This is a genomic window from Patescibacteria group bacterium, assembly GCA_041651155.1.
Taxonomy (GTDB): Bacteria; Patescibacteriota; Patescibacteriia; order CAIXNZ01; family CAIXNZ01; genus JAPLYF01.
On sequence record JBAZJU010000004.1, the window covers coordinates 59,187 to 76,446 of the forward strand.

Below are 17,260 nucleotides of genomic sequence, written 5' to 3' on the forward strand. Positions count from 1 at the left end.
ATAAATGTTGGCTAAAATAAAAAATTTTTTTCTGCACAATAAGACTGCCCAAATATATTTATTAAATGTGGGGCTGGTTGTTTTTATTTTGTTAATTGTTTTTTATCCGTTAACTGTCCATGCAGATATACTAAGCGGTATTGTTAGCAATGCTTTTAATTCCGGCATTTCTATTATTATATTTATCCTGAATGCTTTTATTAAATTGTTCGGCTCGCTTTTAACAGTGGTCATGGGCGTTTTGACCTGGATTGCCCAGTATAATAAATTTATTGATAATCCATACGTCAATGAGGGCTGGGTGATTTTGCGCGATTTGGTCAATATGTTTTTTGTTTTAGGCCTGCTTTTTATTGCTTTTGTGACTGTTTTGGGCATTGAAAAACAGCCCTGGAATAAGCTTTTAGCCAGGCTTTTGATCATGGCGATCATGGTTAATTTTAGCAAGACCATTTGCGGCTTAATCATTGATTTTTTTCAGGTTTTAATGCTGACGTTTGTTAATGCTTTTAAAGATATAACTTCAGGTAATATTGAAAAAGCTTTAGGTATGGAAAATTGGTTTAAAATTCTTCCAACTGCTACTGGTGCCCAAGGAGAAATTACAGGAGGTACAGACTGGAGGCAGGGTTTAACAGCAGTGGCCGGCAGTTTATTAGGTCTGATTTATGTGATGGTTGCGTTTATTGTTGTCCTTATTTTTTGTGTGGTTTTGGCTTTTAGAATGGTTGCTTTGTGGATTTTGGTAGTTTTTTCACCTTTGGCATTTTTTGCCTGGGCCTTTGAAGGCGCTGCTGGCAAGGTTGGCAAATTTGCCAATGAATGGTGGGATCAATTTTTCAATTATTGCGTGGTGGGACCTTGCATTGCTTTTTTCTTATGGATCTCTCTAATTACCATGGCGAAATTAAATTATGATCAGATGAATACATCTGTCACGGCAGCTGATCGGGCAAAGATAAATGCTGATATAGGAGCTGGTTCCAGCATGGATCAAGTTTTATCAGTTTTAATCGGCATTATAATGCTGGTTTCTGGCTTAACAATGTGTTCAAAATACGCTGGCGCAGCAGCCGGAGTCATGACCAAAGGCGCTAATTTTATCAAAGATCAGACAGCAGGCAGGCTGGAGCGGGCGGCAACTAGAGTTGGACGCGAAACTGCTGGAGTAGTTGGTGCGCCATTCAGAGCAGCTGGCGCAATGGCTAAATTGCCTTTTAAGGCTTTAAAGCCATTTGCCACCGGGGCGGCTGAAGGTGCAAAGGAAAGATTGCAGAGAGGTCCTTTTTCAAGACTTTTAACAAAAGAAGGTCGCGCTCAAACAGCTGAAGCTATGAGAGAAAGAGGCAGAGCTCTTGTTCCAGGCGTCGGTCGTTTGGGTATTAGAGAAATGCGTGCTAAACAAGCGGAAGATTTTAAAAAAATCAGAAAGGATATAAATTGGGAAAATCCAGATCAAATTAGAAAAATACAAGAAGCAGCCATAGAAAGAGATCCAAAAACCAGTAAAATTACCAGAGTAGAAAATAAAGACAGGCGTTTTTGGGAATCAACTTATACAGCTTTGGCTGATGCCGGCAAATTAAAATACAGTGATATTGAAGACATGAAAAGTTTACCTTTTTACCAAGAAATGCAAACGGAGTCAGGCGATAGAGGCAGACAAGTCTTTTTAGAAGATATGGAAAAAAGATATGAAAAGAAGACTCAAATTAAAAAAGCTTTTTCCTCCTTGATTTATAATGCCGATACTAATGAATACGATGATATTGAGGATTTAGAAGAAAGAAGCGACACTGCCAAAAGCAGAGCCAAAACAGCTGGTCGTGATTTAAGCGGCATTGATTTTAATAAAATAAGACGCAAAAAAGACGATGGGACATATGAATTTGATGTTAATAGTGATGAGTACAAAAATTTGGCCAAAAATGACCCTGATAATTTAGCATATTTACAAAATCTTCAAGCACAAGGAACCGGAACCAAATCGGATTTTTATGCTTTAGCCAGATCAACGGAAATTAGGGAGAAAAAATTCAATGAGATTAGAAAAGCAGCCGCTACTGCTTCAGAACCCAATCTTAATGAAGCAGGGAAACAGGCTAATTTAGGCGATATTATTCAAAATCCGCCCGATTATGCAGTGGCAGAAATTGACGGCTTTACAGACCAAATACCCAGAATTGGCAAACTTGATAAAATTGCCCGGGATAATGTCAATGCCAAGGCCAGATTTTTAATGGGAGATAATCGTGAGCGGGCGGCTTTAATTGAAGCCAATAAAAATCTTTTTGATAAATCTTTGCATCGTCAGGAAAATGAAACAGAAAATGAGCATGCAACGCGGTTAGGGGGCATGTCGCAAATTAAAAAAATTGATGATATTAAAGGTAAAATGAAAGAGGAACAGCTTGAAAAATTTCAGAATTTAATCATTGAATCAAGCTCACAATTTAATGCCATCGGCCAGAAATTACCAGGGGGAGAAGGCCAATCAAGCGCTAACCTGGATTCCATAATACGCCAAAAGAGAGTGCAAAGTGGTGTCACAGCTGGCCTTAAAGCATTTATACCGAATGTTAATGATTTGGAATTTGTTGATGCCCAGGCAGCGCAAATGTTAGCTCAAACAGCAGACTTCCCAAGAGAAGACAGGATAAACAAAATTTCAATTCGCTTGGCGGTTAGAAAAAACCTGCCAGAAGAAAATAGGAATAAAATTGCAGAATATTTGATTGACAATGAAGTTATTGTTAGAACTCGCGAGAAAAAAGAGGAAGCTGTGAAAGAAAAAGTAAAAGTAAATATCAAGACAACCATTGATGAAGTGAAAAAGCAGGTGCAAAGCAGAGTAATTGATCAGGGTAAAATAGAATTTGCCATTGATAATATTATTTTCAGGATAAATAAAGAAATTACAGAAGGCGCTTTGCCAGAGGAAACTTTTAAGCCCGAGTTATTAAAGCAAGAGTTATCAAAGCTGGTAGAGATGTTGGGTAAATTTGAAAGTAAAGAAGAGGCAACTTCAGCAGTCAAAAAAGTTGAAGACGCTGTTGAGGCCTTGGGTTATAAAGTTAAAACTCAAAAAGGGAAAAAGAAATAATTTTCAAATAAAGATATGCCGGAAAGAAATTATAAAATAGAAAATTTAGGGAATTTTCAAGACATATTTTTTCAGGTATTAAAAAAAAATAATGTGGAAGCCGAAACTGAAAAGATTTTTGATTTTTTAGTCCAAACAATTTTAGGCAGGTTTAACGTTTTGCAGTTGAGCAATTCATTTGAAAGTGATTTGAATCTTGATTTTGAAACCGCCAATAGTTTGGCATATGATTTAAAAATTAAGATTTTGGATAAAAAATCTGATCTGGACGAGGTAAAAAACAAGTTGCAAGGCAAAACCTGGCAAAAATATTCTCCGCTGGCCATTGCTGATGAGTTTTTGGCTAAATTAAATTATTCGCTAAAGGATGAAAATAAGAAAAAAAGATATTACGAAGCGATTTTGAGCTGGCTAAAGGAAGTGCGCGATCTGCCTGAACTGAAAGATATTTTGACCCGTTCAGAAAAAATTGGCGGCATAGGCATGAGTGAAGAAGTTTTTAATCGACTTTATGATTTGCTTGTTGCTAAAAAAGAGGAAATCAGAAAAGAAAAGGTTGATTTGATCAAAATAATTGCGGATTATGAGTTAGGACAGAAAAAAGAAACTGTGGCTATGCCAAGTGGAATTAAGGAAGAAGAGATAGATGTTTCGGCCAGACCAAAACAAATTTCCATTGTTAAAGAAAATCCAACCGGGGGTGATGTTACCATTGACCATTTACTAAAGGAAAAAGGGGTGCCCTTTGAGGAATTAGCGCAAAAGGAAGAGATAAAGAGGCAGCTTGGCGAAATAGCAAAAATTGCTTCCAAGCCGGAAGCCCCCTTAGTTGAAGAGATTAAGGCGAATGAAGAATTCATAGAAAGCCGAAAAGAAATTGAACCGCCAGCCCAAACAAATTACCAGCTCAGGCAGCCAGTTATACATCCAGAAATGCCGATACCTTCAGAGCTTAAAACCGAATTTAAGCAGCCGATGGTTAAAAACACTGACAACGAGATCAGGCCGAAATTAGATGACGTGAAATTTACCCCTCAATTATACGGGCCCGTTGATGAATTAGGAGCCTTTAAAATTGAGGATCTGCGCCGCTTATCTAAAGATCCGCAGGTCGCAGTCCAGAAAATAAAATCCAAAATTGAACTTTTAGAAGACGATTCGCTTGTTAAGAGAAATGAAGGCCTCAAGGCCTTAAAAAACAGTCCGCTTTATAAAGCTTATGCTGAAATTATGAACACAGCAATTAAAGAAGGCAAATCATTTGCTCAAGTCATAGCAGCGAAGCCAATTATGACTCTGGCCGAGTTTAAAGCAGTAATGGATTTAAATAAAAGTCTAAAGTATTGAAGCCTATAGGCTATTTTGTGGAATTAAAATTACCTTCGGCGTATTTGAAATCCGCCGAAGCAAAAGAAGGTTATCTAATAGATTTATTTTTGTAACATTCCGCGTAGGCGGATAAAAATTTATGGCTGATGAAGTACAGGAGACGCAATCATTATCGCATTTTTTAGTGCCGCAATTCATTGATATAGAATCAAAAATTATCGGGCCAATCACCACCAGGCAATTTCTGATTATGATGGTTGCCGGCATGCTGGATTTTATTTTTTATAAGATATTTTATTTTAATACATTTTTAGCCGTGGGGATCATAGTTTCAGGCATTTTTGGCGTAGTTGCTTTTGTAAAAATTAATGGCATGCCTTTTCACTTTTTTTCCCTGAATGTAATTCAGACATTAAAAAAATCCAAACTAAGGCTGTGGTCAAAAGAAGCAATTACGGCTCTGCCGCCGGTTGAAAAGGCAGAGGTTAAAAAAGAATTTATAGCCAAGCCTGCTTTGGTCAGTTCCAGGCTGTCCAGCTTATCTTTAGTGGTCAATACAGGCGGCGCTTATCGGGAAGAAGAATAATTATAATTAACCGCAGATTTTATTCACAGATAACACAGATTTGTGAATAGTATCAGTGTAAATCTGTGATAATTAATCTGTGTTTAAGATATCAAATCAAATCTATGGCAAAATCATCAACCCAAAAATATCTGGATATTGCGGAAATAAGGGAAGATACGGTTATTTTAAAAGACGGCACCTTACGCTCGGTAATTTTGTGTTCCAGCATTAATTTTGCTTTAAAATCAGAAGAAGAACAAAATGCTTTGATTTTTGGCTACATAGAGTTTTTAAATTCTTTAGATCATCCTATGCAGATTGTTATCCAGTCAAGAAAACTGGAAGTTGATAATTATCTTAGAAGACTTAGAGAGGCGCAGAGAGTGCAAACTAATGAATTATTAAAAATACAAATAGCCAGCTATATTGATTATATTCAAGAGCTGATTGAAATTGGTGAAATAATGACCAAGAAGTTTTTTATTATCATCCCTTATAATCCCTTAGGTGATAAAACCAAAAGCTTTTGGTCCAGATTGAGTGAGGTTTTTAGCGCCAGCCGGTCTATTAAAATAAAAAAGGAAAAGTTTTTGGGATATAAAGAAGCTTTAAACCTGCGCTTGGCTAATGTCCAAACCAATCTGAAAGGCATGGGTCTTGATTCAGCGGTTTTGGATACGCAGAGTTTAATAGAACTTTATTATAGCGTGTATAACCCAAAAACAAGCCAAAACCAAAAATTACGGGATATCAGCCAGCTTGGGATTGAACGCTAAATTATATTTTTTAAAATAAATTTTTTTATGGCCATACCAATTACACCAGAGACACAAACAGAGCTGAGACCAGCGCCTGCTCAGCTTTCAAAAAAAGAACAGCAAGCAGCGATTAAAGCCGAAGCAATTACCCTGGAAGAAGAAAGGCTTTTTCGCCAAGGTTTGATAGAGATTAAAGATTTGATTGCGCCGGCGGCTTTGGAAGTAAAACCGACTTATATGCTTTTGGGTGATCTTTTTGTCAGAACACTTTTTGTTTTAAATTATCCGCGTTATATCTCTGTAGGCTGGTTTACGCCGATTATCAACCTGAGCAAAACCTTGGATGTCGCCATGTTTTTTTATCCTGTCAGGTCAGATATTATTCTGAAGCAATTAAAAAAGAGAGTGGGAAATCTGGAGGCACAGCTCATGTCGGATATTGAAAAAGGCGCGCCTCGCGATCCAATTTTGGAAACAGCTTTGCGTGATATTGAAAAATTACGGGACGATCTGACTCAGGGCACTGAAAAATTTTTCCAATTTGCCCTGTATGCCACGCTTTATGCCAATACCTTGGAAGAATTAGATGAATTAACAGCAGAAATTGAAGCGATTTTGGGAGGCAAGCTGATTTATAGCAAACGAGTTTTTTACCAATCAGAACAAGGCTTTAATTCAACCTTGCCTTTGGCTGAGGATGAATTAATGGTCTCATTTAATATGAATACTTCGCCCGTTGCCTCTTCATTCCCCTTTATTTCTTCAGAATTAACTTCAGACGACGGAATTTTATACGGCATCAACCGGCATAATAACAGCTTAATACTTTTTGACAGATTTTCTTTGCAGAATGCTAATTTTGTGGTGTTTGCGACTTCGGGCGCAGGTAAAAGTTATACCATCAAGCTGGAAGTTTTGCGCAGCCTGATGTTGGGCGTTGACATAATAATTATTGATCCTGAAAGAGAATACCTGCATCTGGCAGAGGCAGTTGGCGGCACTTATGTGGATATTTCTTTAGCCTCAAAAAATAAAATTAATCCATTTGACTTGCCCAGAGCAATTGGCGATGCAAGTACTGAAGATATTATCCGCAGCGCGGTTATTACCTTGAAAGGCTTATTGCGCTTGATGCTGGGGAATTTGACTGTGGAGGAGGATTCTATTTTAGATCGGGCTTTGATTGAAACTTATGCAAGCAAAGATATAACCCCGCAGTCAGATTTGTCTGTCGCCGAAGCGCCAGTGATGCAGGATTTGCAGAGTATTTTGGAAGGCATGGAGGGTGCAAAAACATTAAGTCTGAGATTAAAAAAATATACTGATGGCACATTTGCGGGCTTGTTTAACCAGCCAACCAATGTGGATATGCATAATCAGCTTGTGGTTTTTAGCGTCCGAGATTTGGAAGACGAACTCAGGCCGATTGCAATTTATAGCATTATAAATTATATCTGGAATGTGGTGCGTTCAGAAATTAAAAAAAGGGTATTAGTTATTGATGAAGCCTGGTGGCTGATGACTCATGAGGATTCAGCAAAATTTATTTATGCCTTGGTTAAGCGCTGCCGCAAGTATTATCTCGGCGTGACTACGATTACGCAGGACGTGAATGACTTTTTAAATAATCCGTATGGCAAGGCCATTGTGACAAACTCAGCTCTGCAGCTGCTTTTAAAACAATCGCCTGCAGCTATTGATACGATTCAGGATATATTTTTGTTGACTCAGGGTGAAAAGTATTTGCTGATGGAAGGCGGCGTAGGCGAGGGCATCTTTTTTGCAGGCAATAAGCATGCGGCCATCAAAGTAGTCGCCTCATACAATGAAGACCAGCTAATAACCAGCGATCCCAAGCAGCTTTTAGAAATAGAAGCGGCTAAGCGAGAATTTGAAGAACAGACAAAAACTCCAGAGGCAGGATCCAAAAAACAATTAGTCCCGCCCAGAAAAAGAGAAGGCAGTTTTGAGGAGATGACAATTTAAAACTATTTTAAAAAAATAAATAAATTCATTATGGCAATCAGAGATGAATTAACAAAAAGAAAAAAAGTAATCTGGCTTATTATTATTTTATTATTAATTTTAATTATTGGCGCGATAGTCTATCTGCTGTTGATTTATTTTAAAGTGCCTATTTTAAATAATAATACCAGCCCTAATCTTAACCAGGTTCCAGTCCAGCCCGGGGCTGCGCAGCCTATTTTTAATACTCCAAATACCGGAGTGACAGCGGAAATCCAGGAATTAAATAACACTGTTCCAGTTAATACGGACCAGCAAAATGTCATATTTATTGCTTCTTCATTTGCAGAAAGATTCGGCACATATTCAAATCAGGGTAATTATAAAAATTTTGATGAATTGGGCTCTCTGATTACGGCCAGCATGCAAACTTGGCTCACTCAGTATAAAGCGCAATTAGAAAAAGAAAATCCAGATATTAGTAGCTATTATGCTCTGGAAACAAAAGCTATTTCAACTCAGGTCAGAAGTTTAAACTCAACAACTGGCCAGGGAGAAATTCTGGTTAAAACTCAAAGGCAGGAATTTAAAAATTCTACCTCCAATCCTCGCGTATTTTATCAGGATATACTTTTAAAATTAGTAAATGTTAATAATGTCTGGAAAGTAAACGGAGCATATTGGCAATAGCCTGGATATTGGAAATAAGAAATACGAAATTAGGATTATGGAATTTAAAAAAATTAAGAATTTTATCCTGGATTTATTTTTTCCTAAAGAATGTTTTGGCTGCGGGGAGGAAGGCTTATATTTATGCCATCAATGTTTGGGGAAAATTGATTTAAATAAAAGATATTATTGCGCCTTGTGCAAAGCTGAAAGCCGGCAATCGCTTATCTGTCCGAATTGCAGGACAGGCAGTTCACTTTTAGCTGTCTGGGTGGCAACAGATTATAATAACAAAATTTTACAGGATCTAATCCATCATTTAAAATATAATTATCTGGAAGAATTGGCAGAAGATTTAGCTAATTTAGCCATCAGCTATTTGGAGACAAATAATATTTTAAATACATTTGAGCTGAATCAAGCTAATACAATAATTGTGCCGGTACCTTTGCACAAAAAGCGTTTTTTAAGCCGAGGCTTTAATCAGAGTGAATTATTAACAAAAAAAATAGGCAATTATTTCCGGTTTTCTAATAAGGGATTAATTACTAGAAATATAAATACGCCCAGTCAGATTAATTTGAAGAGAATTGACAGGCAGGCTAATGTAAGAGACGTTTTTTCTTTAATAACTATAAAAGATTGTGATAAAAATAAAAAAATCATCCTAATTGATGATGTAATTACCACAGGGAGTACATTAAATGAGTGCGCAAAAATTTTAAGCGAGCATGGCTTTAAAGAAATTTACGGTTTAGTAATTGCCCAGAGAGAAGATTAATAAGGAAATCACTATTAAGCTATTAAGCGGATCAAAATCCGCCGAAGCCCGACTCAGAAAATTTTTATTTAAAGCCTTCCCTCTAAAACTATAGAGGGCGAAGGCGGAGCCCAGATGCAAGTTTGTGTATTTCATCGGTAAAGCCGTATAAATAATATTGATAAATATTTTACGGTTGAATTATAAATTACACAGACTTGCATCTGGGCGGAGAGGGTAGGATTCGAACCCACGGCCCCGTAAACGGGGCTCCGGTTTTCAAGACCGGTGCATTCGACCGCTCTGCCACCTCTCCATATTTTATAACTATAACAAATAACTATATTATCGCCCAGCTACAAGTTTATGTGAAGGACGGAGACCCGATAAAAGTTTATGAATTTTGTTGTTCAAATCCGTTAAATAACCATTTATTATTAAATCAGTTGCAGATATTTATTCACAGACTTTTATCGGGTCGGAGAGGGAGGGATTCGAACCCTCGCGCCGGGAAAACCCCGACCTACAGGTTTAGCAAACCCGCCCCTTCAGCCTCTTGGGTACCTCTCCAAAAGCGCTTTGCTTTCTCTTATCTTAGCAGAAAAAAATAAGAGTGTCAAAAGTTTATTACCTGAATATAATCCCTTAAATCTTAAATTATTTTAGACAAAAAATATGGCAGCTGAAATATCCAATGATAATAATGAATTACAACCGCAAGATAATGATTTTGGCGAGGTTTTATTCCAGTGGACAATTCCAGAATATATTGCCCACGAACGAAGCTTAATTTGGTATTTAATAATGATAGGTTTGGCTTTGATTTTGATTATTTATAGCATTTTTACAGCTAATTTCCTATTCGCCCTGATTATTATTGTGGCGATTTTTATTGTCTTTTTAAAAAGCTATTCTCAGCCTAAAGAATTAACATTTCAAATTACTGATCAAGGCCTGATTTTGGGCACACAATTTTTCCCATATAGCAGAATAAATAAATTCTACATTATTTACAAACCGCCAACAGTAAAAAAGATATTTTTTGATTTAAAGGGATTATCGCCAGACTTGTCGGTTTGGCTGGATGAAATGAATCCACTAGAGGTCAGAGAAACGCTTTTAGAATTTTTGCAGGAAGATTTGGAAAAAGAACGCCAGACTATTGATGATATTCTGGATACCCTTTTAAAGTTGTAAATTTTATGAAAATAGTTTATACTTTTTAAGGAGATATTCGTATCTCCTTATTAGTTTAAGTCCTCGGATAGATGTAAGTTTATGTAAAATTTAAAATTAATGTCCCCGACCAGATAAAAGTTCGTGTATAAATTTTAATAATTGAGTCCTCGGACAGATAAAAGCTTATGTGTTAGCACGTTAAACCAATTACATTCTTCGTACACCAATAAAGGTTATTTCGACAAATACACAAGCTTTTATCTGTCCTCGTAGTTTCCACCTTCGCCCCGCGTTGCGGGGCTACGGTGGACGGGCAATGGATTTTATATTTTAAATTAAGTCCTCGTAGTTCAATGGATAGAACGCAAGATTGCGGATCTTGTGATCTAGGTTCGATTCCTAGCGGGGGCACAGGTTCTCAGCCAAAGGCCTGGCCTTGGCCAAGACAGGCTGATTCGCCTCTGGCGGAGATTCCTAGCGGGGCACAATTATAATTAAAAATTCAAAGTGCGAAATTCAAAATTAAGGTTAATTTAAAATGTATTCTTTGGAAACGCCAATTGAAGAGTTAACTCGAGTTGGGAAAGCGACGGCCGGCAGATTAAATCGGTTAGGGCTAAAGACAGTGAATGATCTATTGTACTATTGGCCGTTTCGCTATGAGGATTTTAGCCGCCTTATCGCTATCAAAGATTTACAGCCCAACCAGATAGTGACAATTAAGGGCAAAATTGTTTTAATTGAAAACAGGAAAAGCCACAGGAAAAGAATGACCATAACAGAAGCTTTAATTGAGGATGAGACAGGTTCAATTAAAGTTGTCTGGTTCAACCAGCCTTATTTAATAAAAAATTTAAGAGCAGGCGAGGAAGTTTTTATTGCCGGCACGACTGAAATAAAAAACATGTCATTGCAGTTTACTTCGCCGGCTTATGAAAAAATTTCTGATCGAGCGAGTATAAATACTGCAAAAATTGTCCCTGTTTATCCTTTAACCAGTAATTTAACTCAAAAACAATTGCGTTTTTTAATTAGTCTAATTTTAAATTCCACTAAGTTAATTACAGATTGGCTGCCAAATGAAATTAAAGAAAAATATAAATTGTTGAGTTTAAACTTAGCTTTAAACGAAATACATTTTCCTAAAAATTTGGAAACAATGGAACAGGCTCGTTATCGCCTTAAATTTGACGAGCTTTTTTTAATTGCCTTGCAAACCCAGCTTTTAAGGAAATTTTTAACACAAAATCCTGCTCCGGCCATTAAATTCCATGAGGCTAAAATTAAAAGTTTTGTAGATTCTTTGCCTTATGAATTAACAAATGATCAGAGAAAGGCTGCCTGGCAGATCATGATTGATTTAGCCAAAACCAAACCAATGAATCGTCTTTTGGAAGGCGATGTTGGTTCGGGCAAGACCGTTGTTTCTGCACTGGCAATATTAGATACTGTCTTGAATGGTTATCAGGCTGTTTTAATGGCGCCGACAGAAATTTTAGCCAGGCAGCATTTTAATTCTCTAAGCAAATTTTTTCATAATTTTGCTATTAAAATAGCGCTCTTGACCCACAGTGAAAAGCTGGTAAATAATGATGAAAATTTAGAAAAAAACGAAGTCTTAAAAAAAATTAAAAATGGAGAAATAGATTTGATTATTGGTACGCATGCCCTGATCCAAGACTCAGTTGCCTATAAAAAAATCGGGCTGATTGTAGTTGATGAGCAGCATCGTTTTGGCGTAGAACAGAGGAAAAAATTAAAAGATAAAAATAAAAATAAAAAATTGCCGCATTTTCTGTCAATGACTGCCACTCCTATCCCAAGATCACTAGCCTTAATTTTATACGGTGACTTAGACTTATCAATGATTAAAGAAATGCCCAAGGGCAGGAAAAAGATTATTACCAAGATAATTGCTGAAAAAGAGCGGTCAAACGCTTATCAGTTTATCAAAGAGGAAATAGCTGCCCGCCGCCAGGTTTTTGTCATTTGTCCGCTGATAGATCCTTCGGATAAATTGGGAGTCAAATCAGTAACTGAAGAATTTAAAAAGCTTGATAAAGTAATTTTTCCTGATTTAAAAATTGGTTTGCTGCACGGCAAATTAAAAGCTAATGAAAAAGAAGAAATAATGAGAGAATTTAAAGACAATAAAATAAAAATTTTGGTTTCCACTTCTGTGATAGAGGTTGGGATTGATATTCCCAATGCCACGATAATGATGATTGAAGGCGCTGATCGTTTTGGCTTAGCACAGCTGCATCAGTTTCGTGGCAGGGTTGGCAGGGGAGAACATCAGTCATCTTGTTTCCTGTTTACGGAAAATAATTCTCCCAAAACTCGGGAAAGACTGTCTGCCCTAACTCAATCAAATGACGGGTTCGCCTTAGCAGAATATGATCTTAAATTCCGCGGGCCTGGCGAAGTTTATGGTACGAGGCAATCAGGCCTGCCTGATATGCGGCTGGCAACTTTAAATGATTTAGACTTGATAGATCTGACGAAAAAAGTGGCTCAGGAATTTTTAGAAAAAAATAATTTAGATAATCATTCTTTGCTTAAGCTCAAATTGGAAGAAGGGAAAATGATGAATCATTTGGAATAGATTATAAATCAAAAATAAAACCGAAGAGGCGATTGGCCAATCGCCTCTTCGGTTTTTTAAGGCAACTATTTTTTAGAGATAAATTCACTATTTTTTAAATAGTACCGCCACAACTTATCTTTGTATTTGCCTGCGTAATCAACGCCAATTCTTTTGGCGCTTTTTATCTGAGAAGAATTGGTTTTAAGAGGATTTTCAGCTAAAAATAGTTTTTTGCTATTAATTAAATTTTCGCCATTTAATTTTTTATCAATTTTCAGCGCGCGACAGAGTTTGCCTGGGCCGTTGGTTAAAGAATTCTGAATTCTGAATTCCGAATTATTAAATTTGGTTTTTATTTTGTAGTTCAGGGCGGCCTGTTTAAATCCAGAAATTGGTTGTATAGCGCGGATTAAGATCGCGGCCGGGAATTCCTTGGCTTCAGTCACTATATTAAAGCAGTAATACATGCCATAAATTAAATATATGTAAGCAGTTCCGGCTGGTCCAAACATTATTTTGGTACGTTCTGTTTTGCCGCGTGAAGCATGTGAGGCAAGATCTTTGGACCCGTAATATGCTTCAGTTTCCACAATTTTACCAATTAAAATTTTTGAACCAATTTTCCTGACAATAAATTTGCCAAGGAGCGACTTGGCAAGTTTAAAAGTGTTTTGGTGATAAAATTTTGCTGGCAAGCGTTTTAATTTTGACATACCAAATAGGGTAATAAGAGGTTCGGCCTCCAATTTGGAGGCCGAACCTCTTAACAAATCGCGCCTGTGTATAATGGTTAAAGTATTTTTTTTATAGCTTCTTCCAGGCTTTTAACCATTGTTACTTTTTTATCTGTTTTAAAAACAGGCGTAATAATATTTTTAAAATTCATTTTTTGCGCTTCTTCAATTCTTTTTTCCATTTGAGAAACTGGCCGAATTTCCCCGCCTAACCCGACTTCGCCAATTATTAAAGTATCAGGTTTAATAATTTTGTCTTTAAATGAGGAAATAATTGCCAGACAAACTGCCAAATCAGCGCCAGTTTCAATAATTTTAAGTCCGCCTGTAACATTCAGATGCACGTCTTGGTTGACCAAGGGAATATTGGCTCTTTTGATTAAGACCGCAATTAACATCTGCAAGCGATTCAAATCAAAACCCGAGGTTTTTCTTTGCGGATAGCCAAACAGGGTTTTACTGGATAATGCTTGAACTTCAATTAAAAATGGCCTGACGCCTTCCATAATGCAGGTTAGACTAGAGCCAGAAATTGATTCCTGGTTATGAGGCAAAAAAAGTTCAGAAGGATTTTTTACTTCCAAAAGTCCAGTGCCAGTCATGCTAAAGACGCCGAGTTCATTTGTTGAACCAAAGCGATTTTTAGCGCAGCGCAAGAGCCGAAAATCATTCTGGCTGGAACCTTCCAAATACATAACAGCATCAACCAGATGTTCTAATGATTTTGGGCCGGCAACCAGGCCGTCTTTGGTTACATGGCCAATGATTAAAATTGGGATATTGAATTTTTTAGCAATTTCCAAAAGTTTTACAGTACAAATTCGTACCTGGTTAATTGAACCGGCTTCTGAGGGCAGTTCCGTGGAATATAAAGTTTGAATGGAGTCAATAATTAACAGACTGGGTTTTTCTTCAATGGCAAAAGCCACAATTTTTTCCATGTTATTTTCACCCAGGAATTTTAAATTTGAAAAATCAAGATTCAAGCGATCAATTCTCATTTTAATCTGAGAGGCTGATTCCTCGCCTGAGACATATAAAATAGGGGACTTAATTTTATCGCAAATCTGCAAGACCAGAGTTGATTTGCCAATGCCTGGTTCGCCGCCGAGTAAAATTAAGGAGCCGACAACAATCCCGCCGCCTAGTACCCGGTCAAATTCAGAGACCTGAGTTTGCAATCGGGCTTGGCTCGGCGGCGGCGTTTTTTGAAAATCAATCAGCTGGTTTTTATCAACTTTGGTTATTGTAGATTGGAGATTTGAGATTGGGGATGAGATTTCTTCACTTACAGTGCCCCAAGAGCCACAAGTAGTACAACGCCCAGTCCACTTGGGGAATTGGGCGCCACACTTTGAGCAGGTGAAGATGGTTTGAGGTTGTTTGGGCATAACGGGCTTTCATTGATCGGACGCTTTAGTAGTGTCCGATGGCTATCTTCGACACTAAAGTGTCAAAGAGAGGAGGTGATATCTTTATCTTAACAAATTCCCTTAAAAAAGAAAAACGTCCTATAGCTGGACGTTTTTTTCTCTAATATGTAAAAAGATTTTATAAAATTTGCGGAAAGGGCTCCATTGATAAGATTTTTTTAACATCTTCATCAGTAATTATTTTACGCTCTTTTAAAATGTCAACGAGAGCGCGTACTTTAGTATCTTCTTTACGCATGAGCACTGTTAGGTCGCCCCGCAAGTCAGCTAGTTTATCATCAAGATAATCTTTAGTGACCATTGTAGCTTCAATTTTATTAAGTCGCGACTCAACGCCGTCAAACCTTTTTTCAGTTTGATTAGCAAAATCATTTATTGACTCTAATATTTCTTGATTTGATACTTCTTTATTCATAGAAATTAAACTTATTTATAGTTTAATTATATATTGTAGGCACAATGGTGTCAAACAGCCGGATAGCGCTCAGTCCACTTAGGAAATTGGGCGCCGCACTTTGAGCAGGTGAAGATGGTTTGAGGTTGTTTGGACATAAAGGAAAAAGAATAAGAGTGGTTTTCCCTCTGATTTTTTAATTTGCTTCGCATTCTGCTTTATCAGCACATTTGCTAGCTCCAAAAAGAGCGCCAATGCAACAATTAGATTGGCAAGCATATCTTGATAGAGGCCACGCTCCGCTTTCATAATCATTAACTACCCAGCCAAAGCATGCCGTACCATTCGGGGCTTTTGGCGTGCAGACTCCTGCCCCTGTGCAGCCATTGCCATCAGAAGCGATGCCAGAAAGAAAGTTATGGCAGGCACAAAATAATCCGGAAACACAATTAAGATTACTTGTGCAGACGGCACCTTTTTGGCCTTGGAAATCTTTTGGTGCGCATAAGGCTAAAGTGCCGCCAGAACAGTTTCCGCTTAAACATACTGCATTTGTCCCGCCGCCAAATATTCCTAACAGAGTGTTATATGTTGAGTCACCTAATACAAGTTCACTGCAATTTGCACCATTTTCCCTTTTTGGGAAACAAGAACCTTGTTGATTTGCTCCTTTTGAAGCACAATACCAGTTTGCTTCGGGTTGGCATTTTGTGCTTGCATCACAGGTTAAAAGAGGTCCAATCTTTGTACAGCAGATTGGTTTAGATGTATCCAGGCAAACTCCTCCGTTAGAACTTGCTGTTAGGCCAGCGGCATCACCTTGTCCGCAAGCGCTAGCATAACATTGAGCCAAAGGATCTTTACCATTACATGTGCTGGCGAATGCTTGTTGAGCTGTGGGCACAGCAGCGCCTTGGCATTGATCAAAACTGACGATTTTACCTTTACAATCAGCCTGAGTGGAAAAATAAAAGTTTGTGCCGCTTTGGCAGCAATACTGGGCGGTTATTTGTTCAGGGGGTGTTATGGGTTGAAAGGTGATGGTGCCAGGACTAACGATTTGCAGAACAAAAATAGCAAAAAGTGAAATAAATAAGCCCAGCAAGGCTTTGATAATCGTGCTTTTGGCCTGGCCAATTTTACCGCTATCTCCGCCTGACACGATCCAACGAACTCCGCCGATTATAATCATCACAATAGCAACGACGACAACAACCGAAGAGCCAAAAGTAAAAAGAGCTTTAATATAATCGCCAATAGTGGAGCCGGAAATGGTTAATTCTGATAAGTTGCTCAAAGGTATTTGGAGCTGTAATTTTATCGTTTCTGTCGCAACAGGCGGCGTGTAAGGTTGGATAGTCGTATCTGCTGCTGTACCTGCTGCGGGGTTTGTTGCTGGGCTAGTTGGCGTCAAGGGCTGGCAGCAATAATTATTTGGCGATTTATTATTGGCGCACCAGCTATCAAGGGTAAAGCCAGCTGTTCTATCTGGGCAGGTTTTTGATTCGCACTTATTGGGATCTGCGCAAGTTATTCCAGTAGTTTTAGGAACACAGCAATATATCTCAAGCCCAGACTGGCAGTCAATACTATCAGCAACTGTTGGGGCAAGATCAGTTGTATCGCAAGCAGGCAAGGATTTGCAAGTACCTGTGGCTCCGGAAAGATTTTTACAGGTCGCCGCTAATACATTTTGAGGAAATAAGAATAATAAAGCCAGCAGGAATAAATATAAAAATCCCAGAATATTTTTTTTCATGAGGTTGGTATAAAATTTAATT

At 37.8% G+C, this 17,260-nt stretch carries 13 protein-coding genes and 3 tRNA genes; 10 read left to right on the forward strand and 6 right to left on the reverse strand.

Annotation, left to right across the window (positions count from 1 at the left end):
* The first annotated feature begins 4 nt into the window (after window positions 1-4).
* The 7 genes from WC460_03870 to WC460_03900 all read left to right on the forward strand — a co-directional run bounded on the left by WC460_03870 (window position 5) and on the right by WC460_03900 (window position 9,173).
* Window positions 5-3,103 (forward strand): hypothetical protein, encoded by a 3,099-nt coding sequence (locus WC460_03870; GenBank protein MFA5188473.1) that lies wholly within the window; start codon window positions 5-7, stop codon window positions 3,101-3,103.
* 15 nt (window positions 3,104-3,118) lie between these two features.
* Window positions 3,119-4,450, forward strand: a complete 1,332-nt coding sequence (locus WC460_03875) for a hypothetical protein (protein MFA5188474.1) — start codon at window positions 3,119-3,121, stop codon at window positions 4,448-4,450.
* 121 nt (window positions 4,451-4,571) lie between these two features.
* Complete coding sequence (locus WC460_03880) at window positions 4,572-5,018, forward strand: PrgI family protein (GenBank protein MFA5188475.1); 447 nt, start codon at window positions 4,572-4,574, stop codon at window positions 5,016-5,018.
* A 104-nt stretch (window positions 5,019-5,122) separates the two neighbouring features.
* Window positions 5,123-5,776, forward strand: a complete 654-nt coding sequence (locus WC460_03885; protein ID MFA5188476.1) for a hypothetical protein — start codon at window positions 5,123-5,125, stop codon at window positions 5,774-5,776.
* A 27-nt stretch (window positions 5,777-5,803) separates the two neighbouring features.
* Entirely contained in the window at window positions 5,804-7,744 is a 1,941-nt protein-coding gene (locus tag WC460_03890; GenBank protein ID MFA5188477.1) for an ATP-binding protein, read from the forward strand.
* Between the two features lie 30 nt (window positions 7,745-7,774).
* The gene (locus tag WC460_03895; GenBank protein MFA5188478.1) at window positions 7,775-8,413 is read left to right on the forward strand and encodes a hypothetical protein; all 639 of its coding nucleotides are present in this window, start codon (window positions 7,775-7,777) and stop codon (window positions 8,411-8,413) included.
* A gap of 37 nt (window positions 8,414-8,450) precedes the next feature.
* Entirely contained in the window at window positions 8,451-9,173 is a 723-nt protein-coding gene (locus tag WC460_03900) for a ComF family protein (GenBank protein ID MFA5188479.1), read from the forward strand.
* Between the two features lie 208 nt (window positions 9,174-9,381).
* On the opposite strand, the gene WC460_03905 is transcribed toward WC460_03900, so the two are convergent.
* Together WC460_03905 and WC460_03910 are read right to left on the reverse strand one after the other, a co-directional pair.
* Window positions 9,382-9,468 (reverse strand) — tRNA-Ser (locus WC460_03905).
* Window positions 9,469-9,631: 163 nt separating this feature from the next.
* Window positions 9,632-9,722, reverse strand: a tRNA-Ser gene (locus WC460_03910).
* A gap of 105 nt (window positions 9,723-9,827) precedes the next feature.
* On the opposite strand from WC460_03910, the gene WC460_03915 reads away from it, so the two are divergent.
* The 3 genes from WC460_03915 (at window position 9,828) to recG (ending at window position 12,936) form a co-directional block, all read left to right on the forward strand.
* The gene (locus WC460_03915; protein ID MFA5188480.1) at window positions 9,828-10,349 is read left to right on the forward strand and encodes a hypothetical protein; all 522 of its coding nucleotides are present in this window, start codon (window positions 9,828-9,830) and stop codon (window positions 10,347-10,349) included.
* Between the two features lie 321 nt (window positions 10,350-10,670).
* Window positions 10,671-10,742, forward strand: a tRNA-Arg gene (locus tag WC460_03920).
* A gap of 127 nt (window positions 10,743-10,869) precedes the next feature.
* A complete protein-coding gene (gene recG, locus WC460_03925; GenBank protein MFA5188481.1) occupies window positions 10,870-12,936 on the forward strand; it encodes an ATP-dependent DNA helicase RecG in 2,067 nt (688 codons plus the stop codon).
* A gap of 65 nt (window positions 12,937-13,001) precedes the next feature.
* Here the strand turns inward: recG and WC460_03930 are convergent, their stop codons facing one another.
* The 4 genes from WC460_03930 to WC460_03945 form a co-directional block, all read right to left on the reverse strand.
* Window positions 13,002-13,631: a DNA-3-methyladenine glycosylase gene (locus WC460_03930; protein MFA5188482.1), complete on the reverse strand. Its 630-nt coding sequence runs from the start codon at window positions 13,629-13,631 to the stop codon at window positions 13,002-13,004.
* A gap of 77 nt (window positions 13,632-13,708) precedes the next feature.
* Window positions 13,709-15,043 carry a DNA repair protein RadA gene (radA, locus tag WC460_03935; protein MFA5188483.1) on the reverse strand — a complete coding sequence of 445 codons (1,335 nt, stop codon included), beginning with the start codon at window positions 15,041-15,043 and terminating at the stop codon, window positions 13,709-13,711.
* Between the two features lie 160 nt (window positions 15,044-15,203).
* Window positions 15,204-15,500 (reverse strand): hypothetical protein, encoded by a 297-nt coding sequence (locus WC460_03940; protein ID MFA5188484.1) that lies wholly within the window; start codon window positions 15,498-15,500, stop codon window positions 15,204-15,206.
* Window positions 15,501-15,675: 175 nt separating this feature from the next.
* Window positions 15,676-17,238, reverse strand: a complete 1,563-nt coding sequence (locus WC460_03945) for a hypothetical protein (protein MFA5188485.1) — start codon at window positions 17,236-17,238, stop codon at window positions 15,676-15,678.
* Window positions 17,239-17,260: the final 22 nt, after the last annotated feature.